Origin of the sequence: Anabaena azotica FACHB-119 (genome assembly GCF_014697625.1) — a bacterium.
GTDB classification, from domain to species: Bacteria; Cyanobacteriota; Cyanobacteriia; order Cyanobacteriales; family Nostocaceae; genus Trichormus; species Trichormus azoticus_A.
Map to the genome: position 1 here is coordinate 15187 of NZ_JACJSG010000041.1, position 24141 is coordinate 39327.

18 protein-coding genes, 2 tRNA genes and 1 pseudogene are annotated in these 24141 nt (G+C 41.9%); 11 read left to right on the forward strand and 10 right to left on the reverse strand.

Annotated features, from left to right (window positions below; all coding sequences use genetic code 11):
• Positions 1-276: 276 nt before the first annotated feature.
• On the reverse strand, positions 277-2601 hold the full coding sequence (locus tag H6G83_RS25040; protein WP_190476979.1) for an IMS domain-containing protein: 2325 nt from the start codon (positions 2599-2601) through the stop codon (positions 277-279).
• A gap of 920 nt (positions 2602-3521) precedes the next feature.
• Between H6G83_RS25040 and pdhA the strand changes: the two genes are divergently transcribed.
• The 6 genes from pdhA (at position 3522) to H6G83_RS25070 (ending at position 7412) form a co-directional block, all read left to right on the forward strand.
• Positions 3522-4556, forward strand: a complete 1035-nt coding sequence (gene pdhA, locus H6G83_RS25045) for a pyruvate dehydrogenase (acetyl-transferring) E1 component subunit alpha (RefSeq protein ID WP_190476982.1) — start codon at positions 3522-3524, stop codon at positions 4554-4556.
• Positions 4557-4707: 151 nt separating this feature from the next.
• Complete coding sequence (locus tag H6G83_RS25050; RefSeq protein WP_190476984.1) at positions 4708-5577, forward strand: aldose epimerase family protein; 870 nt, start codon at positions 4708-4710, stop codon at positions 5575-5577.
• Between the two features lie 60 nt (positions 5578-5637).
• Positions 5638-5709, forward strand: a tRNA-Lys gene (locus H6G83_RS25055).
• Between the two features lie 200 nt (positions 5710-5909).
• Entirely contained in the window at positions 5910-6173 is a 264-nt protein-coding gene (locus tag H6G83_RS25060; RefSeq protein ID WP_190476986.1) for a helix-turn-helix domain-containing protein, read from the forward strand.
• Entirely contained in the window at positions 6170-6877 is a 708-nt protein-coding gene (locus H6G83_RS25065) for a hypothetical protein (RefSeq protein WP_199328588.1), read from the forward strand. The genes H6G83_RS25060 and H6G83_RS25065 overlap by 4 nt, the downstream gene beginning before the upstream one ends.
• Before the next feature lie 214 nt (positions 6878-7091).
• On the forward strand, positions 7092-7412 hold the full coding sequence (locus H6G83_RS25070) for a TniQ family protein (protein WP_242044793.1): 321 nt from the start codon (positions 7092-7094) through the stop codon (positions 7410-7412).
• 120 nt (positions 7413-7532) lie between these two features.
• On the opposite strand, the gene H6G83_RS25075 is transcribed toward H6G83_RS25070, so the two are convergent.
• From H6G83_RS25075 to H6G83_RS25090, 4 genes are all read right to left on the reverse strand, one after another.
• The gene (locus tag H6G83_RS25075; protein ID WP_190476988.1) at positions 7533-10202 is read right to left on the reverse strand and encodes a S8 family peptidase; all 2670 of its coding nucleotides are present in this window, start codon (positions 10200-10202) and stop codon (positions 7533-7535) included.
• The gene (locus H6G83_RS25080) at positions 10195-11259 is read right to left on the reverse strand and encodes an ATP-binding protein (RefSeq protein WP_190476990.1); all 1065 of its coding nucleotides are present in this window, start codon (positions 11257-11259) and stop codon (positions 10195-10197) included. The genes H6G83_RS25075 and H6G83_RS25080 overlap by 8 nt, the downstream gene beginning before the upstream one ends.
• A 212-nt stretch (positions 11260-11471) precedes the next feature.
• Entirely contained in the window at positions 11472-12170 is a 699-nt protein-coding gene (locus tag H6G83_RS25085) for a M48 family metallopeptidase (protein ID WP_190476992.1), read from the reverse strand.
• Complete coding sequence (locus H6G83_RS25090) at positions 12167-15484, reverse strand: type I restriction endonuclease subunit R (protein ID WP_190476994.1); 3318 nt, start codon at positions 15482-15484, stop codon at positions 12167-12169. Before H6G83_RS25090 ends, H6G83_RS25085 begins: the two co-directional genes overlap by 4 nt.
• Positions 15485-15700: 216 nt before the next feature.
• Here H6G83_RS25090 and H6G83_RS25095 point away from each other — a divergent pair, with 216 nt between their 5' ends.
• Genes H6G83_RS25095 through H6G83_RS25105 form a run of 3 tightly spaced genes read left to right on the forward strand, consistent with a single transcriptional unit; the run spans position 15701 to position 17132 of the window.
• Entirely contained in the window at positions 15701-16576 is an 876-nt protein-coding gene (locus H6G83_RS25095; protein ID WP_190476996.1) for a DUF4351 domain-containing protein, read from the forward strand.
• Between the two features lie 26 nt (positions 16577-16602).
• The gene (locus H6G83_RS25100) at positions 16603-16854 is read left to right on the forward strand and encodes a DUF4351 domain-containing protein (protein ID WP_190476997.1); all 252 of its coding nucleotides are present in this window, start codon (positions 16603-16605) and stop codon (positions 16852-16854) included.
• A gap of 44 nt (positions 16855-16898) precedes the next feature.
• Positions 16899-17132, forward strand: coding sequence for a DUF4351 domain-containing protein (locus tag H6G83_RS25105; RefSeq protein WP_190476999.1), 234 nt, complete (start codon positions 16899-16901; stop codon positions 17130-17132).
• 212 nt (positions 17133-17344) lie between these two features.
• Here H6G83_RS25105 and H6G83_RS25110 read toward each other — a convergent pair whose 3' ends face one another.
• The 3 genes from H6G83_RS25110 to H6G83_RS25120 form a co-directional block, all read right to left on the reverse strand.
• The gene (locus H6G83_RS25110) at positions 17345-18670 is read right to left on the reverse strand and encodes a restriction endonuclease subunit S (RefSeq protein WP_190477002.1); all 1326 of its coding nucleotides are present in this window, start codon (positions 18668-18670) and stop codon (positions 17345-17347) included.
• Positions 18660-21248: an HsdM family class I SAM-dependent methyltransferase gene (locus H6G83_RS35515; protein ID WP_190477004.1), complete on the reverse strand. Its 2589-nt coding sequence runs from the start codon at positions 21246-21248 to the stop codon at positions 18660-18662. The genes H6G83_RS25110 and H6G83_RS35515 overlap by 11 nt, the downstream gene beginning before the upstream one ends.
• Positions 21249-21698: 450 nt before the next feature.
• Positions 21699-22016, reverse strand: a complete 318-nt coding sequence (locus H6G83_RS25120) for a pentapeptide repeat-containing protein (protein ID WP_190477006.1) — start codon at positions 22014-22016, stop codon at positions 21699-21701.
• Positions 22017-22128: 112 nt separating this feature from the next.
• Here H6G83_RS25120 and H6G83_RS25125 point away from each other — a divergent pair, with 112 nt between their 5' ends.
• Positions 22129-22389: a helix-turn-helix domain-containing protein gene (locus H6G83_RS25125; protein ID WP_190477008.1), complete on the forward strand. Its 261-nt coding sequence runs from the start codon at positions 22129-22131 to the stop codon at positions 22387-22389.
• Positions 22390-22434: 45 nt separating this feature from the next.
• Here H6G83_RS25125 and H6G83_RS25130 read toward each other — a convergent pair.
• Positions 22435-22842: pseudogene (locus H6G83_RS25130) on the reverse strand (MerR family transcriptional regulator); the annotation flags it as partial.
• Positions 22843-23002: 160 nt separating this feature from the next.
• Here H6G83_RS25130 and H6G83_RS25135 point away from each other — a divergent pair.
• Entirely contained in the window at positions 23003-23278 is a 276-nt protein-coding gene (locus tag H6G83_RS25135) for a hypothetical protein (protein WP_190477010.1), read from the forward strand.
• Between the two features lie 753 nt (positions 23279-24031).
• On the opposite strand, the gene H6G83_RS25140 is transcribed toward H6G83_RS25135, so the two are convergent.
• A tRNA-Val gene (locus H6G83_RS25140) sits at positions 24032-24105 on the reverse strand.
• Positions 24106-24141: the final 36 nt, after the last annotated feature.

The following is a 24141-nucleotide window of genomic DNA, read 5'->3' on the forward strand; positions in this document are numbered from 1 at the left end:
GGTACTAGACGAACAGCATTGTACAGAAGCGATTAATCGCGTCTCTACCAAACAAATATTGCACACTGTGCAACTATGGTCGGGCAGACCAAAAGTTAACGCTTGGGGAGAGAACCACCTCTGGCACAAGATACCGCAAGGAATCGGGCGCTAAGTGGACTCATTGAACCAAGAATCCCCTGCCTTTTTAAGCAAGTGAGCGAAAGCGAAACTTGGTTAGGCAGGGGAGTGTCAAATTAAGAAAAGTAAACTAAGCTGAAGTTTCCTCGCTTCTACCTAGTTTATAGCTGCTGCCATTCTCTGAATCCGCCATACATTGTCTTGCCGCACCAATTCATAGCGGACACGGAGATTCTCTTGGGAAGACTTAGTTCTTTGCCCATTTTCATAAAATTTCGTTAATTCGCTGACTGTAGCTGCCACAGTTGCCCGATTGGGATCTGTGTCTGATGTACTCACAGAGTTTATCTTGACCTTATGTCCGTATTCGCGATGGCTGTTGTCTGCTTTCAGTTGCAAGGCAATTAGCCGCCATTGAGATAAAGCGGAACCAGTTAAAATCTCATTTAAATCTTCAATTTCATGTTTAGCCCCCAAAGCAGAAGCTTTAGTTGCTAGCCACTGCTCAATTATTTGCTGTGCGGTTTCTTCGTTTAGCCGTCCATCTACAGTTTTGAGTTCAGCGTCTTTATCAGGAATTTCTACAGGCGGTTGATTGATTTGAATCGATAATTGTTCACCTTGTAAAGTTGGTGCTGGGAAAAATACATTCCTTAACCAGCCAAAAGTCGTGGAGACTATCAGCCAGAAAACAAATATCGCTCCCAAGGAAGCAACAGCTATCAACAATAATCTTGTTTTCCGGTTGATATTCCTAGCAGAAGGCCGACTTTGATGAACGCTACCTCCTGGGTTAACAACTTGCTTTGGCTTCTTGCGTCTTTTGCGTTTGCTAGTTGGTCTAGGTGAAGATTGATTAGACCCGTTAGCCCTCTGTTGAGGAGGTCTACTAGCTTGTGCTACAGGGATTTCTGGTGGATAGCCTGGATACGCAGGCGCGCTTGGTATATCCTCTCTGCCTGCTGTATGAGGTGTGGGTTCTGGTCTTCGGTTATATGGGTTTTCTGGTAGTTCGGGATCAGGTGTTCTGTTTTGCGGAGATTGTCGAGTCGCCGCAGATGGATAATTAGGTTGCGGGGTTTGTCTTGGGGCTGTGGTAGGTGGTCTGTTCGCCGGAGTCCTTCCTGGTGAGTGAGGTTGCCCAAAAGATTGACGGTTAATTACCGACCATTCATTGGTAGTTTCCGCATCGTTGGGCAGGGCTTCTAAGTATGCTTGTACTTGTGCGTTGGCAAAGTAATCTTTCAGGGAAGCTTGCTGTCTAGACAGGTCGCGGAAGTGAGGAAAGACTTCATTTTGTAACCATTGTTCGGCATACAAGCACAGCCCAGGGAGTAAATCTGGAGAATCTTGAGATTTTTCGCGAATTAAAGCTAGGGCTTCGTATTCCTGACTCAGTTCTAAAACGCGGGTGGCTTCTTCTGTTTGCCCTAGTAGCAACGCACACAGGGACTGTTCTAAATGCACATCTTGCCGCTTGGATAACCGCATCAGCATTTGCTTGGCATGACGAATTAAAGCAGGCTGGCGTTGGGTAAAGCCTCTGGCGACGGAGGCGTACACAGCTAAATATGTGGCGACAGCCGAGGGGCGTTTGCTTTCGGCATCAAATAACTTGTGTTGTTCAGTGACTGTTAAGTAGTGGCGTATTTGCTGGATGAACCGCAGGAAATCATCAATATTTAAGCCTGATTGATCATTACCTATACCATCGATCCCGCCGCGATCGTCGAGAATGCTTTGTAATAAGTCCAAGCCTTGACGGCGTTCAATGCTTTGTTCTTGGGGTAGGGCGAGTAATTCTAAAATCCGATAGGGACGCAGTTTGTACAGGTCAGCCTGAATTTCTGCTTGGACGCTGGAGAAGATGCCCTCTTTAAATAGCATTTCTTGCCCAGTTTCTAAAGACATGGCGGCATTTTCGTAGTGACCTTGCTGCCATTGTTCGCGTCCTAATTCTAAACAGGCCAGGGCGACAGTCAAGATAATATCTGGACGTTCAGAATTTTCTGGAAGTTCATCTGATGAGCGATGATGACCATTTCTGGGCGCTAGTTTGCCGTTTTGATTACCTAAGTAATTACGACCTAGCTTGAGGACGAGTTCGTATTCTCCTAACTCTTGCAGAATTAATAAAGCACCAACTAATTCCTCAGAGGAAATTTCCACGCTGAGGCTTTGGACATCGAAATGACCATTGCTATTCGCACCACGATTTTCTACCACTACTTTGGTCGTGGCGGTGTTATCTGGGTCGTAGGCTTGTGAGAGATACAGCTGGTCGTAACTGCTGCGTTCCTTGGGATCTGATAAAACCACGTAAGCTTCTTCTATGAGTTGTTTACGGGAAGCAATTGCTGCTTGAGAATACTCCCGTCGCGGCAATTGAACAATGCGATCGCTGTATGCTTGTCGCAGTTGTTCACCACTTGCCGCTAACGGTAGACCTAAAATTCGGTAGTAATCTAGCGGAATTCGCACAGCCTACTTCCCCTGCACCGTGATCAACATAATTAACCTAGACCATTCCAGGCTTGTAAAACCGTGCCATAATCATACGGTTAATAGTACCGTGATGAACTTATACTATAAGTGTATATTGCAACAACTATTTTTGGGTTTTTCCAAAAATGTGTGTCATATTTTAATCCTTATTTTTTGTTTTTGCCTATAAATGTGGAATATTTTGTTTTATTCCTGAGTATTTCTGCTGACAATAATAGTGATCAATGTTTGACCACTTTCAAATCAACATAATAACCATTGTTATGAGTATAAATGTTGTGTTTACAAGCAGATACAATCTCACCCTGCTTCAGAAAATTTTCTGACTATGCAGTTAAATATGTACTATTGTTAACGGTAGATGCACTAATAAAGAACAAAATTATATCATAAATATATAATTATGGCAACTATATAAATGTATAGTCCAGATTCTGGCGGACAATTTTCCAGAAATTGTTCATAGGTATGCAGAAACCAAGCTATTCTGAGTGATAGCTTATGAGCAGAAATGGTGATGAAGAATCAGACAAATAATATAGTTGTTAGGGTGAAGAGGAGAGAGGCTAGAGACTAGATACAGAATTGCTGTATTTAAAGATATGGCAGGGAAGAGGTGACAGGCGAGAAAGTCTCTTGGTATCTCTATTTTACGAGTCGTGATGCGTAGAGCAAGCGTCATTCATGCGGGGGATATAAGCGAATTTGTGTCCTTATTTATCGTTTGAAAAATCAACAATACACCTATTTGCTGCATACTATTTCTTGTAGTTGTTTGCAATGCCAAGGTGTGGGTTGTTAACTCTAGTCAGCCAGACTGGAAAAAACAAGATTTGTCAAATAACAACCTATTGAAAATGGTAAATTTCCTATTTAGACAGGAATAATAAAAAATAATGGTTCAAGAACGCACATTACCTAAATTTGATACTGCCAACGCCAAAATCACCAAAGAAGAAGGCTTGCTCTTATATGAAGACATGACTTTGGGGCGTTTCTTTGAAGATAAATGCGCTGAAATGTATTATCGGGGCAAAATGTTTGGTTTTGTCCACTTGTACAACGGTCAAGAAGCAGTTTCTACTGGCGTAATTCAAGCAATGCGCCCTGGAGAAGATTTTGTTAGCAGTACCTACCGCGACCACGTTCATGCTTTGAGTGCTGGTGTCCCTGCTAGAGAAGTCATGGCGGAGTTGTTCGGTAAAGCCACAGGTTGCAGTAAAGGACGTGGCGGTTCCATGCACATGTTCTCGGCTGAACATAAATTGTTAGGTGGTTATGCTTTCGTCGCGGAAGGGATACCTGTAGCAGCTGGTGCAGCGTTTCAAAGTAAATATCGCCGGGAAGTTTTAGGCGACCCCAAAGCCGACCAAGTGACAGCTTGTTTCTTTGGTGATGGTGCTGCTAATAACGGGCAGTTTTTTGAAACCCTGAATATGGCAGCACTTTGGAAACTGCCGATTATTTTTGTGGTAGAAAATAATAAGTGGGCGATCGGCATGGCTCACGATCGCGCCACATCCGACCCACAGATTTACAAGAAAGCCGCCGCGTTTAACATGGTTGGTGTGGAAGTAGATGGTATGGACGTGCTAGCAGTGCGTGCAGTCGCTCAAGAAGCAGTAGCGCGGGCGCGTGCTGGTGAAGGCCCGACCTTAATCGAAGCCTTGACCTACCGTTTCCGGGGTCACTCCCTCGCAGACCCAGACGAGTTGCGAACCAAAGACGAGAAGGAGTTTTGGTTCTCCCGCGACCCGATCAAGAAGCTTGCTAACTATTTAATTGAGCAGAACTTAGCAACAGAAGCAGAACTGAAAGATATTGAACGCAAAATTCAAAACGTAATTGATGATGCGGTGAAGTTCGCTGAAAGCAGCCCAGAACCAGACCCCAGCGAGTTGTATCGCTTTGTGTTTGCGGAAGACGAGTAAATTGGGGACTGGGGATTAGGGACTGGGGATTGGGGATTGGGGATTGGGAAATTATCGCTTGTTGCTATATTTTTCCTATTTCCTAACCCCTACACCCCTACACCCCTACACCCCCACACCCCTACACCCCTAGCCACTGAGGATTAAACCCTTGTTTAGTATTGCCATTCAACAGCAACAGTACAAAACCTATATCCTTTCTGACGAAACGGCACTTTCGCAACTGGAGGTAGTACCGGAACGTGGCGGGATTATTACCCGTTGGCGCGTTGGGGGTGAGGAAATTCTCTACTTGGATGCGGAACGCTTCACTCATCCAGATTTGAGTGTTAGAGGTGGTGTACCGATTTTATTTCCCATCTGCGGTAACTTACCGGGAAATTCTTACAGCCTCAACGGTCAACAGTATACTCTTAAACAACATGGCTTTGCCCGTGATTTACCTTGGAATGTGGTGGAACAGGCGACTAAGGACAATGCAGCCCTGACGTTGGTTCTCGGTAGCAATGAACAAACTAAGGGGGTTTATCCTTTTGATTTTCAACTATTGTTCACTTATGTCATACAAGGGAATAATTTAGAAATTCATCAGGAATATCAAAATCTGTCTTCTACACCCTTGCCATTTTCGGCTGGGTTTCATCCTTACTTCTTGACTGGGGATAAAAGTCAATTAGAGTTTGCCATTCCCTCTCAGGAGTATCAAGACCAGACCACAAAGGAAGTTCATCCTTTCCCCGGCAATTTTGACTTTAACCGTGATGAAATTGATTTTGCTTTTAATCACATCACCAGCCAGTCGGCGACGGTTACAGACCATAGCCGCAAGCTAAAATTGACCTTAGATTCAGATGATATCTTTTCCATGTTGGTATTTTGGACGCTCAAGGGTAAGGATTTCTATTGTCTAGAACCTTGGAGCGCTCCTCGCAACTCCCTCAACACTGGCGAAAAGCTAACGGTGCTAGAGCCAGGCGATCGCTGCACAGCCTCTGTTAGATTGTCGGCAAGTTTTTTCTAAAATCCATTGACAATTCTTGTGTGGATTGTTATTATGGAAAAGTTGCGAAACACAGCGCAAGGGTCGCTAACTCAACGGTAGAGTACTCGGCTTTTAACCGATTAGTTCCGGGTTCGAATCCCGGGCGACCCATAAATGAGAGAGATATACTCGCTGATGGTTGTCAGACGCAGGTAAGGGCGAGAATTATTGTTTATCACTACTGATATTGATATTTGCTTTAGGCAGTGGAATCAGGAAGCGATATCACAGTGGGGCGTATTTCTTATGCTATTTTGGGATTATCCGAAAATAGGTTTATTTTACTGAAATACACATAGTGCTAAAGCCAGATGAAATCTATCTCCAGCCATGAGTATGAAATATTCCGGCGCTGTATGATTGCCGCTCGTAAGGAAGCACAACTTACTCAGCAATCTCTTGCTAAATCTCTTCAAAAACCGCAATCTTTTGTTGCTAAATATGAGAATGGGGAGCGGCGCTTGGATGTCGTTGAGTTTCTCATGGTTACTCGCGTAATTGGCGTAGACCCTTGTGCTATTCTCAGGAAGGTTGACGAGCAAATATCTGAAGCATCTTGTGAACAAAAACTATGAATACAGCAGATGTAATCAGACTTGCATCTGAATATTTAGTTAATTTATCAGGGCATACGTTTGATGTTTTAGACGTGTCTAAACCGGTGACTGTGAATGCAGCAGTAAATTTAGCTAAAGTTATCTCAAAGCTTTCACCATTACTTGGAAATTTAATCGAATTTAACACTGTTGAGTTTCTAAATAAGCAAGATGATTTTGCTGAATTTGGAACATGGCAGAGGCAAGATCCGGGATTTCCAGACGCTATCTTTGTGGGTAACGTTCAACCAACACCTGGATTAGAGATTAAAGCATGGTTTCCATTGGCGACAGAGATAACCGCCCGATTCAAAGATAGCCAAAATCACTTTCAGTTTGATCAAACTCACGTTGCAATCTTGGCATGGCTACCTGAGAAGATTATTTACGGAAAACCTCGTATTTTAGATGTGTGCATTGTATCTGGTTTGTCAGTAGCTCTAGCTAGAGACACTCATTACCATAATCCGCCAGACTATCTTGTTTTGGAGCCAGAGGATACAACCCAAAGGACTGCAAATCTACAGCAAACGAACACTAATGGCTACAAGTTTCAAGGTTCTGCCAGTGAGTTTCTAGAGGCTCAGACAATAGTTGACTCATGGGGGCTGAAGCCAAAATTTACAAGCCTACTAGGGAATATCAGCACCTTCTACGGGAATTACTTTTCAAGGTTACTGTAGAACTAGCTTCTGGATTAGATCGGCTCATTAATTCTTCCGGTTGTTCAAATCATTATGCTAGATAAATTTATCCTATATTAGGATATCTACCTAGTGAGGGACAATAAAATTAACGGCAACTGGGTTAGGTAAAGCCGCAGGACGTGGCGGTGCGATCGCCAGATGGGAAAAGTTTCGGTTTAATCCCCCACCATCTCGCCAGCAGTTGGAGGCTTTGGCTAAGGTTTTGGGGGTTGATGCCGATAGGTTAGCGCAAATGCTACCACCTGCTGGGGTGGGGATGAAAATGGAGCCAATTCGGTTGTGTGGTGCTTGTTATGCCGAGTCACCATGTCACAAGATTGAATGGCAGTTGAAAATAACACAGGGATGCGAACTTCACAATTTACGCTTGCTCTCAGAATGCCCCAACTGTGGAGCAAGGTTTAAAATTCCGGCTTTGTGGGTGAACGGTTGTTGTCACAGGTGTTTTCTGCCGTTTGCGGAGATGGTAAAGTATCACAAGCAGATTGACTTACTAAATCGAAATAGATAAGCTTCCGATTTGAACCAAAATTTGGCGTTTTTTGTCAAAAATTAATATTTTATGTTTTATTTGGTATACTCCCTTGTACTACTCCTTACAACTAAGTAATAGCAAAATATACTTAGATTTCTAAACAGACTGCTGAAGTTGTATTTTTTGCTGCGCCCTAACTTTTGCTTGTACTTCAGCCTCAGCTTTAACTTCTGCTTCAACAAATGAACTATATAAATTAATATCTGAATTTACAGTTTCAAAACTAACAGCCAGTGCAAAAGGCACATCAGCATTACTATCCTGGTTCCATCCTGTATGACCAACTACAGCAATACAAAAGCCTTCGCGTAGCTCATAAGATTTTACAGTTGCCCAATCTTTCTGAACAGTTCCTGTACTTCGGGACAGTTCCTTAACTATGCCATCAATACCATTTGGTTGTGTTTGTCCATTAGTCGGTTTAAACTGTTTTTTCCCTAGTGTCCATCGTAATAGTTTATCACCTTTCTCAGCCTCTTCTGGTGCATCGTACTCACTGAGGACTCTATCGAGAAACCGATCTGGATCTTCTCCTCGTTTGCTACAAGTCCAATCTAACCAAGTTGATAAATATTTCCGGCGATTACGTCGGGTACGACGAGGTTCAGCCACATAGGAAAGCGTGATTTCAATCAGAATGTCAAACCCTTCTCCTTGAGGCAGGAAATTTTCTGGCACTTTTACTTGATAAACCTTAGCTTGTCGGGCTTTAATGCGTTCTAACCCCCTAGTAGTTAGGGTTACACGATTTGGGGAATTGCCCAGAGCGCGATTGATATCTGGAAGTCCATAACCCATAGTCCTAATGGCATGATAGAGTTCCTTAGCATTCAAACTATTTGTCCATGCTGGTAAACGTGCTGATTGAACAATGAGTGCGCGGTAAAGCAGTGTACTTTCTTGAGGGAATGCTGCTTCTAATGCGGCAGCGATATGGGTGACTTTAGGCGCAGCAAATGATGTTCCTACTGCATCTGCACTAACAGCTTTACCACCATCACGGGTTGAACGAATCAATTCCGGGCAAACAGATTCTGGTGTAGTGAAATTGGGTGAAGTTGGTGAGTCAATTACGTAGTCACCACCATATTCAACTACTTCTGGTTTAATAGTGTCCCAAATGCCTGGGCCTGAGCAGGAGAAAGAAGAAGGATAATTTTCTTTTGCAATCGAGATGAGGGGCGGACTACAGTAAGTATGATGAGCAATAGAACCAACAGTTAGAGCTTGAAAACTTTGTGCTGGGTTAGCCACTCGTGCAGAAGGTTGCAGCAGATATTCTGGATAGTAACGACCAGCTTGTATATGAGCAGCAATTGAAGGGCGTGTGACAAAGCTTCTCACTGCCTCAATATTGCCAGCAGCAACAATGAAGAGAACATCATTTTCCCAACTTAATTTATCGATGGCTGCTGCCCAAGGTGTCATTGATTGTGTGCGACATGGTGAAATTCCAGCTATTGAGTGGTTATAAATTCGCGTTTTAGTTTGGCGGTAATAAATAGTTACAATTTCCTCTAAAACGTCAGGTGGGAATATAAGTTTAGGTAGTTCGTTTCGGGCATTGAGAATTCTGGCATTTTGAAGCCAACACACTGCCTGCTGACGACCCGTTTTAGGAATACCTCGTGGGTACAAAACTGCCCCTGCAACTCTAGTACCATGTCCACCACCTCCACAATAATCAGCAGTGATATGTGTTTCTCCAGGCACCCAAGATGTAGAGAGAGTAGCTTCAATCGCAACTCTAAGTTTAGGGTGATTTTGTTGAATACCACTGTCGATAATACAAACTTTGGGTGCATTTGGCTGAGGTGCTTCTAATTCAAACTGTTCGTGATCTGATTCAGAACTATTCTGTGTAGCGGATGGAGTGATAAATTCATCGACTTCACTGACATCAAATATATATGGAAAGTTGAAGACAAGATCCTTCAAACCTTTACCAAGTATGCGAATCCGGCAGGAAAAGCTATCAGGTAGGCGTGAAATACCGATCTCATCACCTTGAACCGACTGCAAAATTTCTCCCTGGTATCCCGATTTCGGATCGCTAATAAATTTCTCAAGCTGATCTTCTCGCACTAGATAAAGATCATCCCACTCTTCTGGCGTGAGATTATGGTTATCCAACCATTCATCAAGCTTTTGTTGAAACTCTGCATCGCTCTTAAAGCTTTCCGGCTTAGGACATTTAGAATATTGTTCTTGAATGTTGATGCAAGAAATACCTACATCCACAATATATTCTTGATGATCTAAAATCTGATCCCACTGAGCTTTGAGACTGGGGGAAAGAATATATTCTGGTCGTTTAGTCCCCTCCAAAATTTCCCATATTTCTGGAACTTTCCCCCCACCGCGCTGGGAATCAATGAATTGCTGAATCTTTTTTCTGAGTTCCGAGAGTTGTATATCTGCTGAAGCTCCAATGATGTAGCCCTCCTCCAGCTCGGCAACAACCTCAATCCCAAAACTTTTTAGTGCATCAGCATTAAATAAATTGGGATCTACTTGCAAAATAAATGAAACTGCATCTGGTAAATCAGGTTTACCTTCTTCTTTACGGTTTTCCCGTTCTGTTTCCCAATTAGAGATAAGAGTGGAAATGGAAGAGTTAAGCTTTCTACCGTGTCCACCTGCATTACCTCGATTAGCCAGAGTTGTTGCAGAGGTTTTTCTTCCACCTCCTGTAGGTGCAGCAGCAGTTCCTTCATTGGTTAAACGTAGAGGTAAATGAGAAAATTGATTCAATTGCTCAGACATGGGAAATTACAACGTCTTGAATAGATGCCTCTAAGTGTTCTTGGATGACAAGTTCTTCTCGATCAAGGATGGCGCGTTTTGCGGCATCTTGAGCAACTCGAACAATCTGTGCTGCTGAAAATTTATCCAGTTTCTGCACTATTATTTCCCAGTTGATTATGCCAACTTCAATCGAGGAAAGTGTCTGTTTTAATATAGCCTCAATTTCTGCTGCTGTAGGCTTTGGCACCTCGATTACATCATCAAATCTTCTCCATACCGCTTCATCCAAAAATTTAGTTAGGTTTGTGGCAGCAACAAGTAACCCATTTGAGGCTTCGTATTCATCAAGTAGTTGTAAAAAAGTATTAACTACGCGCTTTATTTCGCCAACTTCCTGAATGTCTTCCCGTGATTTAGCGATCGCATCACATTCATCAATAAATAATAAACAAGGAGTTTGAGATGCTGTTTCAAATACTTCGCGCAAATTAGTTGCTGTTTCCCCCAAAAATGAAGAAACCATTGCGTCAAAGCGCACCTTCACAAGAGTCAGTCCTGTATTCCAAGCTAGACGTTCAGCCCCCATCGTTTTACCGCAGCCAGGAGTACCGTAGAGTAGGATTTTTTGGCGGTAGCGTAAACCGTGATGAGCCAGTCGGTCACGAGCAACATATTCTCTTTCTATACGGCGAAAACGCTCTTCCACAATATCTGAAAGAACCATGTGGTGGCGCAAACGCTCTCTAGGAATAGTGACAATAAAGGGGTGGTTAAAACGCTGTTTGCTCGACAGTAAAGTTAAAGAGTGAGTATCAGGGGTTTTTGAAATAGCGTCCCTAGAAGATGCAGACGGAATTACATCACGAGATACATCTGGTGAAAGCCCAGGTTTCTCAGGAGGAATACGAGGAGATTGACGGTTACTTTTATGAGCAATATTTTCGAGTTGTTCGGCAAGAACGGTGTGTCCTTTCTTACGCTCTTCCTCAACGACTATAGATAACATACTTTGGATCGCCGTTTTATCTTCACTAGCGATCGCTCTAAATAGCCGTTTGAGCAACTCCCCTTTCATTATGTTAATTTACTACATTATAGTACTATTGTATTGCTGCGTGCGGCACAAAGCAATCTTGCTTGTAAATACTTCATTCACCGTCATCTTACATTGCCTGACTACTGCCTGTAACTGCCTTTATCAAATTCTTCATAAGCAAAGAGATTATCTCTGCTGACTCATCGAGTTTAATATGGAATTGATAGAGTTTTGAATGCTTATCTTGCCTCTCATAATACAAAGCGGCTACCATTTTCAGCTAACCACTGCTTACGTAAGGCGAAATCTGGTATAACTCGCTCTATAGACTGCCAGAACTGTTGATTATGATGGGATTCGTGTAAATGCACTAATTCATGAACAATAATGTAATCAATGATTCGAGGTGGTAGAAGGATGGTTAACCAGTGAAAATAAATGTTTCCTTGACTACCACATGATCCCCAATGAAAACCTAAGTCCTGAATTTTGATGATACCGGGAGCGACCCCAAGTCTGGCAGAGAACAGGTTTAGCCGACGCTGTAACCAAATTTCAGCGTGTTGTGTGTACCAATGAATAAAATGCTCCCTAGCATGGTTTTTTTCATTAGACCTCAGCATAAATCGACCTTGATAAAGACGTAGAGGAGTTGCTGATTTTGGTTGTACTAGCAAGAGTCGATAGCTGCGACCTAGATAATAAAATCCTTCACCGTTAACAAACTCTTTTTGTGACTGATTTTGGCAGAGTAATTCTTTTTGGGCTAACTTGGTGTAAATCCAAAAGCGTTTCTGTTGGGCAATTCGCTTGATTATTTCCAAAGGGCAGTCAGAGGGAGCATTGAGAATTAATTCTCCACTCCGGTCAATGGTAATGCCTACTGTTTTACGGCTGTCACTACGCTGCAAAACAAAGTATAAATCATCAATGACCAGAGATTCATTCATGTGGTTAATCTTGCATGGAGGGCTTTTGCTAGTTCAACGATGCGATCGCTTACTGCCTGTTGTCGAGAAAAGGGTATCACATCATGGTCGTCTAAAGCACGAACAATCCAACCCCTCAACACGTTTTGCGCGTGAGCATTTCGCCAAAAATCTACAATCCGAATTTCCTGGCGGATATGTTCTACTATTTCCACGGTAATTGCTGCCAATTTGTCAAGTTCGGTCTTAGGTAGTTCTCGACCTAAACCAATTTCTTCTACTAGGATGCCTAAGAATGGGGCTTGAGTTCTGGGGTCAAGACCAGTTTCATCGGCTGGGCGACCTCGCCTCACATCTTGAGTGAATTGACGCAGTGCTTCCAGCAATTCTGCCCATTTATCCTGAAACTTCTCTAAAATTTCCTCTAGCCGTTCACTTAATTTTTTGTAGTAAGCTGGGTCTTCCTGAAAGTGTTGGCTGATGTGGTAGCGGGCAGCGTGTTCCATTTCGGATGCTTTGGCGCGGTCTGAAGTTCGAGAGTTAACAGCACTCGCAAATTCAGCATCCATAATCGATATTGGCGGGACTTGGGGATCTATGCCACTGGCGATGATGTACTCATCTATTAGCTGCCGAACTTTATTTCCTGCGCCATAAATATTGAGTTGGAAGTCCCGGTAAAGATTGGCAGCAGCTTTGTTAATATAGCCGAAAATCTTCGCGTCCCGTTGGTAAGGTAATGCTTCTGGGCGAGGCATGACAATATCTAAGCTTTCCAAGAATTGCTTGAGCTTCACCACGAACTCAGCGCGAATTTTCATATCTCGCAGCAAATCGATGCAAGCGTTGACATCGGCAATATCTGGAATACCTTGCCCTTGGAAAACTGCCAGCACGCGCTGATGGCGATCGCTTAATTTAGGTAACTCATCTTTGAGGCTAATTAAAGCGCCTTGGACATCTTCCGCACTATAAACTGCTAAAGCTTCTTTTAAATGTCGGGCAACACCGTAGTAGTCTACAACCAAGCCGCAGGATTTACAGGCATAGGTACGGTTAACACGGGCGATCGCTTGCAATAATTCATGTCCTTGCATTGAGCGATCCAAATACAAAACCTGCTCAATGGGGGCATCAAAGCCAGTTAACAGCATACTCTTGACGATGAGAAAAGCTAAACCGTCTTGTTTGGTTGCATCGGAATGCACCAGTGGTTTTTTAAAACGGTTGATGTATTCCTCTACTTTGCCTTTATCACTCCACTGCTTCCAGGCTGGATCATCGTTGTTGCTACTAGAAATTACAGTGGCAAACTCTAATTGTTTGATTTGCGCTAATCTTGGATAAATACGGGCTAAGAACTCAGTTTCGGGATTTGACAACTGTTGATTTGGGTCAAAGTTTTCTAACTGTGTCACCAATTTTTGATGAGCAGCCACAAAAGCTTGTTGATAACGCACGGCGGCGAGGCGACTACTGGCGACGACTTGGGCTTTAAATCCATTGGGTAATACCGTATCAACGTAATGACGCAACATATCCTCTGCCTTGGCTGCTATGAGCTTTGGTGCTTCCAAGACATTGCCTTCTGTGGCGTATTTGGCGCGAATTGCTGCTAACTCTTCGGGAGTGCGATCGCCAAACATATCTTCAAAAAGTTGGTCTAGCGTTAGCGAAGCTTTCCGAAGGAATCGCCCATCTGCCACCTCTGCCTCAGCCGTGCGTCCTTCATATAAAATAGGCACTGTAGCCCCATCGGCTTCTGATTGTTGAATGGTGTAGCGGTCAATAAATTCCCCAAAAATTTCGTAGGTACGCTTGCGTTCCCCCACCAAAATCGGAGTCCCCGTAAAACCAATCTTGGCACAGTTGGGTAACGCCTTCATCAAATTAGCGTGTAGCTGACTAGCTTGGGTGCGATGCGCTTCATCTACCAGCACTAGGATATCTTCAGAATCGTTGAGGATAGGAAATTGCTCTGTTTGTGTCACCAGACGGCGCACATTTGCATTGACGTTGTAGTTAGCAGAATTTTCTGCGGCTTTGCAAACAGCAGGATTTCGCTTAGTGGCAGTAGATGGCAACACCATACTATTATCTTCGGTGGTGTCTTCATCTCGCTGTTGATACTTCTGAATTGTCGCAAAGATTAAATCTGGGCTAGAGTGTCGCAGCAGTGCTTTCAGTTCTTCGGTGTTAGTTGCTCTGTGGACTGTTTCGTTAGTGAGACTGGCTGTATTACTCAGTTGTTTTTCTAAGTCAACTCTGTCCGTCACTACAACAACTTTGAAACGCCGTAATTTTGCTAAAGTCCTCAGCTTGCGTACCAAAAATACCATTGTCAAGCTTTTACCTGAGCCTTGGGTATGCCAGATAATACCGCCTCGTTGGTCATTTTCCCCATCTTGAAGGCGAGTTTGACCGTTTTGCAAGCGGCGGACTGCTTCCTGTACTGCGCGAAACTGTTGGTAACGAGCGACAATTTTGATATTTTTACCGCCAGATTGTTGAAATAGAGTAAAGTTGCGAACTATATCAAGTAAGTGGGACGGGCGTAGCATTCCCGCCACGAGAATTTGCTGACTGCTAAGTTTTGTCTCACCTAATGATGCTGCAACCTCAGCCATTGATATAGGGCTGGTATCTTTCCATTCCAGGTAATGTTCATAGGATGCGCCAATTGTGCCAACTCTGGCGGCATGAAAAAATGTTGAAATTAAGAATTGATTGTAATGAAATAGTCTTTCTGCACCTTCATTGTCCGCAATTTCTTCGCGTTGGTTAGAATAGCGGCGTAACTGAGTAATTCCTTCTGCCATTGGTTCTGTAGCCAAGGGACTTTTACACTCAATTACAACTAAGGGGATGCCATTTATGAATAGAACAATATCAGGAACAATGTAATTGCGCCCACCGGGAACATCTACACGAAACTGGTTGATGATGAGAAAATCATTGCGTTCTGGATGGTCAAAATCAATAAAGCGAACCGTTTGGTCTCTACCACCATCACGTTGTGGATCACCTTCGACTACAGTTCCTTTGAGTAGCAAATCGGTGGCAATTTGATTTGCTTCCATAAGTTTAGCTGTTCCCAAACGTTCTAGAGTACCGATCGCTGTGTTGATGCGTCCATCGTCGAGCCAAGGTTGTCCTTGTTCATCAAGGTTAATTTCGCGGATGGCTTTGTGCAGTCTTGCCGTTAAAAGTACATCTCGAAAGCTTTGCCTTTCGGTGAGGTAAGAAACACCAATGTCACCTTCAAGATGCTGCCAACCCATAAGTTTGAGTTGGTTGATGAGAGGAAGTTCAACCAGGCTGTACTCGTTTAACATCAGGGGAAATTACGAGTGATTTTTTATTCCTTCATCATTGACTAGATTTACATGAACGGCAAGTATACCAGGGAACAGGGGACAGGTGACAGGGGACAGTATCCATAGGGTGGGCAATGCCCACCGGCTCATCGTTTTGGCGCTGCACTGCCCACCCTACATATATTTCTAGGAAACGCTATAATAATTATCCTATTATAAAAATGTTATAATCTTGTGAGCTTTGACAACGTTTGTAAAATCTTAGCTGAAAAATATCCCCGCGATTTTGCCCGTTGGCTATTAGGCGAAGAACCGCAAAATATTAAAGTCTTAAAAACTGAATTGAGTATTGAACCAATTCGGGCTGATTTTGTTACCTTTTTACAAACAGAAAATCAGATATTGCATATTGAATTTCAAACAAGAACTGCATCGAATACTCCCATTCCATTACGAATGTTGGATTATTCAGTGAGACTAACTCGTACTTATCAAGTCGAAGTGGTTCAAGTAGTCATTTTTTTACAAGAAACCGATGACGAAATTGCTTATACTCAAGAGTATGTCAGTAAAACTACAACTCACCGTTATCGTGTCATGCGGATGTGGGAGCAAGACTCAGCATTATTTCTAGAGAATCCCGCATTATTGCCATTAGCACCATTAACAAAAACCAACTCACCCGAAACTCTGCTATCCCAAGTTTCCCAGAATATTGCTAAAATTCCAGATAAAGCCAGTCAACAGGATATAGCAGCTTACACAGAAATTTTAGCAGGTTTAAAGTTTGAAAAAGATTTGATTCGTCACTTTCTACGGGAGGAGATTATGCAAGAGTCAGTAATTTACCAAGATATTTTACAAAAGGGTGAAAGAATAGGTCAAAAACGCGGTGAGAAAATAGGTCAAAAGCGCGGTGAGGAAATTGGTCAAAAAGCTGGCGAAGAACGTATAGTTATTCGCCTGATTAATCGAAAATTTGGGGAAATACAACCAGCTTTAATTGAGAGGATTAAACTTTTAACTACTCAAGAGTTGGAAGATTTAGGGGAAGCATTATTAGATTTTTCAGAAGTAACTGATTTAGTGGCTTGGTTAAATCAAGAATAAATTTACATTCCTACTAACATATCAAAATGCAAGAGTCAGTAATTTACCAAGATATTTTACAAAAGGGTGAGATGCGCGGTGAACAACGCGGTCAAAAAATTGGTGAAGAACGTACAATTATACGTCAGCTTAATAGGCGTTTTGGGGAAATTGATTCATCCTTAATAGACAGAATTAGAATTTTAACTGTTGAGAACTTAGATGATTTAGCAGAAGCATTGTTAGATTTCTCTGATGTATCTGACTTAGTAGCTTGGTTAAATGAACAAGAAAGTTAGTCATCAGTAAGACAACCCCAGCTTTAATTTGAGGGGAGGAGATTATGCAAGAGTCAGTAATTTACCAAGATATTTTACAAAAGGGTGAACAACGCGGTCAAAAAATTGGTGAAGAACGTTTAGTTATTCGCCAGATAAATCGTAAATTTGGGGAAATACAACCTGCTTTAATTGAGAGGATTAAACTTTTAACTACTCAAGAGTTGGAAGATTTAGGGGAAGCATTGTTAGATTTTTCAGAAGTATCTGATTTAGTGGCTTGGTTAAATCAAGAATAAAGTTAGTAATTAACAAGATATAGCAGGTGACAGGTAACAGGTGACAGGGCGAAAAGTTTTTTTCTGTCTACGTTTTATCATTTGCTGATGTCCTAACTGTCTTGGCTATTGCTATATTTATCAAGATGGCGTTTTTCTAGCTAGTTTCTTTGTTGCATCATGGCGTTATTTGATTATACAGTTGTAGATGTGGTAAAATCATTTTTGAAGCCTCAACTTGGCTCGGCTTTAACACTGAGCGAAGCCGAAGTGTTAATTTGGTTGACTCGGACTTTTCCTGTTAATAAGTCGTGCATTAGTCCTTTTTTGTGGAGTTTGAGTTTTTCGAGATAGGCTTCTTCTTCGCGGATGCGGGTATCGTGTTGATCAATACCATGAATAATACTTACTTGTTCTACAGGATCAGGAAGTGCTATCACAACACCAATTACAGTTTGAGAACCAATTTTAACCATACTACCTGAAGTCCCTTGAGCATTACTTGTAAGCTGTCTTCTCACAGGAAAGTGCTGAAGGAGTAGTTCCAAAAAGCGAGGGTTAGTTTTCTCATAAAGACTCAATCGCATCATTAAGTCTGGATAAATACAAGGTACTCCTATATCCCGATAGATACCAGCTAAAGCAACCCGTTCGCGGGTATTGGATCTGCTAAGTAAAAAATCTCCATCGTGCAAAATGGCATTGCTAACTTTTGGATCTTTAAGTGGTGCATTCTTTAGTTGACAAGGTTCAAAACCTTCTTCAGTAAGACAACTTAATCCAAGCATTAAAGTGCCAGTCCATTCATCAACTTCCTTTGGACTATACCCATTTTTTGGTCGTCCATTCAGCACTGATTCTAGTTTCACAACTTCCCAATCTTTCGGAATCAGCCCCAATGGTGAATCTTTGAACTGTTCAGGATGCGCGATCGCATTTCTCAATTCCCCATTTTCATCAAGTCCGCGAGTCAGCAAATCGTGCAGCAGTCCAGCCTTGATTTGTTTGAGTTTGGCGATAATCGAGGTTGTGTGTGCGATCGCCGAGTCAATACTGTCAAGAATTTCAGCAATATAGTGTTGTTCAGACTCTGATGGCACAGGTATGGTTAGTTCTACCATGTCCCGTTGAAAGATATGAGGAATGGAGCTACCTGAAACTTTATCTGCAACCAGCTTCTGAAATTTATCACCAGTTAAATAATGATAGACATATCGTGGCACTAAAGGTGAGCGTACCCGAATAAGCATCATAGTCGAGTTAATAGTTGCCAAGCCAGGTAACTTATCAATAATGGCAACACGACCAATAGTTCCATCTTTTGTCAGAATAATGTCGCCTTCCTCAAGAGCAATTTCCCTAGACTCAAGGTAGCGACGCATTGATATGTGGTCACAAGCAGACCAATTTATTTGCCCTGCTGTAATGTGATTACCAGCAATCAAGTATGGGCCATCTTCAGTATATTCAGATGCTTTAAGTCCTCGCCAACCAATACGACCTTTTATGTAAGCATACTTACCAAGTTTTTCCTCTTGCCAAACTGGTTTACTCAGCATAACCCAAACCCACCAAAAATTTTTCTAACCTTTGCGCCGCCTCATCCCGCTTCGCCTCAATATCTCGTAGCGTCACCCGATACTTATCCCACCAATTCTCAAGCGCAGCAATCACCTGCTGACGATGAGCATTAACATAACGATTTAACTGATTTTCTAAATCATCCTTAGCAATATCTAACACTAATCGCTGACATTGTTCCATCATCAACTGCTGTCTTGCAGTCTCCAAACGCTTAACTAAATCTTCCTTGAGCCTAATCAAAATCTTCTTCACCTGCGTCAATTCTTGCTTAAGTTTCTTAATCTCAGCCTCACTTAATTTATCCTCATCCTCTAAATCTGTATCCTCACTTTCCTCATCACTTTTTTTCGTCGCTGCCAACAGACTTTCTAAATCTGCCTTTTTCGCCTCATAATCAGCTAACTCCTGTAAATAATCTGGCAACAATCGCACCACTAATTTATGGCTTAAAGGGTCAGAACTATGACCATTTTTATCATCACTATTTAAATCTGTCGTAATTGTTGCCACCCAACCTTCAATCAACCCATGAAAATCTTGAGCAGCAATAGTTTTGAGGTCATACTGAATTTCATCCCACCAACTAGCAATAACCCCATTCACTTGAAATTCATCCAAAAACAAAAGCATCTGCTCTTGTATAGCTTCCTTTCGTAAAGTATTAGCCTTTTCTTCTAGTTGATTCTCAACATATCCCTGATAGTCTTGATGAGAAATAGCCTCTAAAGTTTTTTGTGTATTATCTGTCAACCCAGCCATTACACCAGCTAATTGATAAGGTTCTAAAATCTTGATAGGTCGAAGTGCCTCAGTAAAAGATTTAATAAAATCATTACGAATTTCCATTACATCTTTTGTTTCTGGTAACTTCAACAATCTGGTTTCATGAGTTTCCCACCAATCAAGAAAAGCTGCTTTTAGCTTTTTTTCCTGCTCCACTATCCCAGGATGCGATTCCACAAGTTTCTTAATTTGACTTCGTTCCGACAGCGTAGACAAAAAATCAAAATAATCTTGATTGCGCTCTACAAAAATAGCCTGAGTATCAAACCCATGAGCAATAAAAGGCTCTTGTTTAGCTTCTACCTCAGCCTTGGGGATACCTCCCAAAAGATGCGCTCTTACATCATGAGGTTCTGGCGGTGGAGAATTATCAGCATAGCGACGAATATTGCAATTGTAATCATTAGCAGCTAATTGTTCCTGAGTCACCACTGCTGCATAACCAGGAACATCCATAAACGCTTCAAAAGTCGAGACAATTTTTTCAATATGCTCTGGCTTGAGAAAATTCTGCGCTCGCCCTGCTTGATATTCTGCATCAGCATTAATAAATAAAACCTTACCCCGACGAGATTCAGGCTTGGCATCTTTCGACCCACGCATCACCAAAATACAAGCAGGAATACCAGTACCATAAAACAAATTTGGTGGTAAACCAATCACTGCTTCCAGTAAATCATCTTTAATAAATCCTTGTCGAATCTCCTTCTCTACTCCACCACGAAACAAAACCCCATGAGGCATTACTGTCGCCATCATTCCTTGAAGTCGCAACACCGCCAGCATATGCTGGACAAACATCAAATCTCCTTTTTTACCACTTTCAGGACAAAAACCATAACGGAAACGCCCGTCAAAATTTAACCCTTTTCTAGAATAGTTTTGACTAAATGGTGGGTTACTAATTACCCGGTCAAAACGCATCAATTCCCCACCCTCTGTATGTAGTGGGTTAGCCAAAGTATCATCATTTTCAATATCCGCGTCCGCAATTCCATGCAAAATCATATTCATTTTGCAAATCGCCCAAACCCCGCCGTTAGCCTCCTGTCCATAGAGACGTAAATTCTTGGCATTACCCCAACGTTCTTCTACATACTCCTGAGAAAGAATTAGCATCCCCCCCGAACCCACACAAGGGTCATAAATTCGCATTCCCGTTTCTGGTTTCAGCAACCGCACCATTAACCGTGCTACATCACGAGGCGTATAAAATTCGCCCCCTTTCTTACCTGCGGAGTCAGCAAAGTGTCTAATCAAATATTCATAAGCCGCCCCCAGCAAATCAGGAAATTCAAAATCCTCATTACGCAGGCGAGATTTACTAAAATGCCTAATTAAATCCCGTAATTTCTGATCAGGAACCCGTGTTTTACCAACTGTTTTGTTAAAGTCGATGTGGCTAACGACCCCTTCCAAAATTGTATTTTCAATTTCTAATGCACCTAAAGCTTTATTCAAGCCATTGCCAACATCACTGTGTAATTCCTTTTCAATATAAGACCAACGCGCTCTATCTGGCACAAAAAAAGTATCAGCATAGTAAGCAGGTGATTCAGCACGTTGTTTTGCTTCTGCTTCGGTGCGTCCTTTCGCTATATTGTCTTTAATAATTTGCTCATATCGCTCATCAAACACATCAGAGCAACGCTTTAAGAAAAGCATTCCAAAAATATATTCTTTATAATCAGAAGCATCCATTTTACCGCGCAAAATATCAGCAGCAGCAAACAAATGACGTTCAAGTTGAGGTAGAGTTATCTTTCTCATAAAACGATACTTAATATTATTAATGCACTGATAAGATTGAGCATAATATTATATTAAAAGCTAGCTATTAAATTACTCAATAATACTAATGAATATCGTAGCATTGTATTAACCAATGGTCAATGATACAATACTTTATGAGCAGAAATATTCCAAGCCTCAAGAAAATTATCTATCTGCAAGATATTTGTAAGTTTTTGATTTTAATTACTTTCGTAACACTTTAGTTTTTTATACTTATACTGTTATTTAATTAATAAAATAACAAATTAAAATAATCGTAAGATTCGTAATTAATCAATATCCACCAATAAGCTTTTGTAATTTATCTGCTTTTTGAGCGATGCAAAAACTTATGAAGTCATACAAATGATGCCTTTAAATCATTAATCTAGTATATTTTTGGACAATCAGACACCAAAAAATAATATCAATCAACTTCCCATTTAACTAGTACATTTTATCTAACATTTGTAAAAATTCTTGCACTACTAGCTCAGGCTGATTTTCACATCTTTTTGAGTCAAAACGTTCAATTACCCGTATTCCATGAAATCGGAATAGACGTTCTCTTTCTTGTTCGTCTACCCGTCTTAAAGCTGTAGTTCTCCTCAAGTCTGCATGAGAAAGATCAGCACCCCTTAAATTCGCACCACAAAGAGAAATTCCTCTGAGATTTTGCCCCTGAAGTCTAAAGTTTGACAAATCTCGTTTTCTAAAATTCAGTCTACCATCGGCTAACTCACTGAGAAATTCATTTACGTCCATTTAAAAACCTCCATCAAAGCAAAGACTAGCTTGTGCTAACTGTGTAATAACCAGTTATGTAACAAAAATATGTCATTTTTGCATATTATTACAACAGTTGTAGCCTCCCAGCATGGGAGCTTCAATCTACTCAGTCAGGTACAAAGCATTTCTGACACGTCTACGAGACGCGCGAATTGAGGCTGGGCTAACTCAAACAGAAGTTGCTCACAAGTTAAACCAGCCTCAGTCCTATGTCTCAAGGTGTGAATCAGGAGAGAGAAGAGTGGATGTGGTCGAATTAACAGACTTTGCGATGATTTATAAAAAACCCTTAAGCTACTTTGTTGACTTTGCTACTGATAACAAAAACCACTCAACAGCAACTGAGTGAGTATCTAGTTAAAAATATTCATTTCACCGTACTCATGGACAAGCTTTAACCTTGCCCAGTTAATAGTCGTGATTCCACACGGCTATAAATCACGTTGAGCCATACAGGAATTACTGGTAGACCATCAGCTAGGTCAGCGATCGCTCGTTCTCGGTTGTACTCTACAAGCTCAAGCGATCGCGTTTCATCATTCCACAACAACATATAACGCCCACCCTTACCTGAGTTAAATAACTCAGGTTCTTGTTCTTTCATCTGTTTCAGAGTCCTAGTGGCTACATCGAAATTTAATCCCATAGTCAGCCAATAAGCCATCGCCGCTAATTCCACTAGGTTAGACCGTGAATAATAAATGCTGCGGCCAATCCCAGTGTCACCAATCACCGGAACAACAACTTCCTTTTCTCGCCAATACTGTAACTGGCGAAGAGTGCAGCCTGTAATTTCAGCAGCTTGCTTACTCTTGACACTCCTCGCTCTAAAGAGACGTTCGCGTTAGCGTCCCGGAGGGAGGATTCTTGCTTCATCCGTCCTCTCTAGAAATCTGAATACTAGTATTCAACTTTCTCCGTTTGGATACGTCCACAAGCTCACACGGACTGCCCGACCGCGTTTGAAAAGGTTTTTAATTTCTGCGTTTACTCCCACATTTGTCAGCCACTGCGTTGGACGGGTTTCCCGGCATAAAGCAAGTGGCGGTACAAGATGCGCGGATTTGTACTACCTGTCTTTCCGGATCAGGAGCAGTCCGCTTGACCTACTTCGTCTTTTATTTGTGCGCTTTACCGCTATTAGTTATACTACCACAAAAGCCGCCCTAGAAGGGCGGGGCTTTAAACCCAGTTTTTCGGTAATAGAGGTGCGGGTTTACCGCAGTGGTGGCTACTGAATCACCTCCGAGCAAGGAGGAACCCACCTTAATTATTTTTTTTGGCAAATCGAAGCAGGGTTGATTTCCCTGGGGATATGCCAGAAGTTTAAATCGTTTGTTGCGTAAGGTTTATAACCTTTAAACTGTCAGTTGATTTCTGTTTTTAACTGTTAACAAACAAGCGATTTTGGGAGATGTGGCAGAAATGCCATGATAACTCTTGATCTGTCATGAGTTTGAAGCGAAGGGTTTCAACGCCGCTCCCAGCTAAAGGCGGATTGAAAGCCTGCCATAAATTTATTCTCACGCTACCGCCACATGTTTCAACGCCGCTCCCAGCTAAAGGCGGATTGAAAGAACGTCTAGGACGATCGCCGAGGTTGCGTAACGTGGTTTCAACGCCGCTCCCAGCTAAAGGCGGATTGGAAGTCTACAGAAATCAAAATTTACTGTAGCAAGCACTTTTTATCTCGCCTCGGAGTTTGAGAAGAATTAATAAACAATTAATTTTGTTTCAATGATTAATTATGAAAGTTTTTTAAAAAGGGTGGGTTGAAAGCGAATCCAGTTACGTCCTAATTCACTGGTTTCACTACAACAAAGTTTCTATAATTTAGAATAGATAGAAGCTAAGTCTCTTGCATTACCTAGTGGTGTTCAAGGACAATAATGTGTCAACGCGGACAATAATCTGGCAAAACGGACAATAATTTGTCAACGCGGACAAATAATTTGGCAATCGACAACTATTTCTCACAATGCAAACATAAATGGACGTAACTGGATTCGAACCAGTGACCTCTACGATGTCAACGTAGCGCTCTAACCAACTGAGCTATACGTCCTTAACCACACTATTTATAAGTATAACATACATTCTC

Coding starts and splice junctions, on each gene's coding strand:
- pdhA (WP_190476982.1), top strand. CDS start 3,522: ATGGTTCAAGAACGCACATTACCTAAATTTGATACTGCCAACGCCAAA.
- H6G83_RS25060 (WP_190476986.1), top strand. CDS start 5,910: ATGAAATCTATCTCCAGCCATGAGTATGAAATATTCCGGCGCTGTATG.
- H6G83_RS25065 (WP_199328588.1), top strand. CDS start 6,170: ATGAATACAGCAGATGTAATCAGACTTGCATCTGAATATTTAGTTAAT.
- H6G83_RS25075 (WP_190476988.1), bottom strand. CDS start 10,202: ATGTCTGAGCAATTGAATCAATTTTCTCATTTACCTCTACGTTTAACC.
- H6G83_RS25080 (WP_190476990.1), bottom strand. CDS start 11,259: ATGAAAGGGGAGTTGCTCAAACGGCTATTTAGAGCGATCGCTAGTGAA.
- H6G83_RS25085 (WP_190476992.1), bottom strand. CDS start 12,170: ATGAATGAATCTCTGGTCATTGATGATTTATACTTTGTTTTGCAGCGT.
- H6G83_RS25090 (WP_190476994.1), bottom strand. CDS start 15,484: ATGTTAAACGAGTACAGCCTGGTTGAACTTCCTCTCATCAACCAACTC.
- H6G83_RS25100 (WP_190476997.1), top strand. CDS start 16,603: ATGCAAGAGTCAGTAATTTACCAAGATATTTTACAAAAGGGTGAGATG.
- H6G83_RS25105 (WP_190476999.1), top strand. CDS start 16,899: ATGCAAGAGTCAGTAATTTACCAAGATATTTTACAAAAGGGTGAACAA.
- H6G83_RS25110 (WP_190477002.1), bottom strand. CDS start 18,670: ATGCTGAGTAAACCAGTTTGGCAAGAGGAAAAACTTGGTAAGTATGCT.
- H6G83_RS35515 (WP_190477004.1), bottom strand. CDS start 21,248: ATGAGAAAGATAACTCTACCTCAACTTGAACGTCATTTGTTTGCTGCT.
- H6G83_RS25120 (WP_190477006.1), bottom strand. CDS start 22,016: ATGGACGTAAATGAATTTCTCAGTGAGTTAGCCGATGGTAGACTGAAT.
- H6G83_RS25125 (WP_190477008.1), top strand. CDS start 22,129: ATGGGAGCTTCAATCTACTCAGTCAGGTACAAAGCATTTCTGACACGT.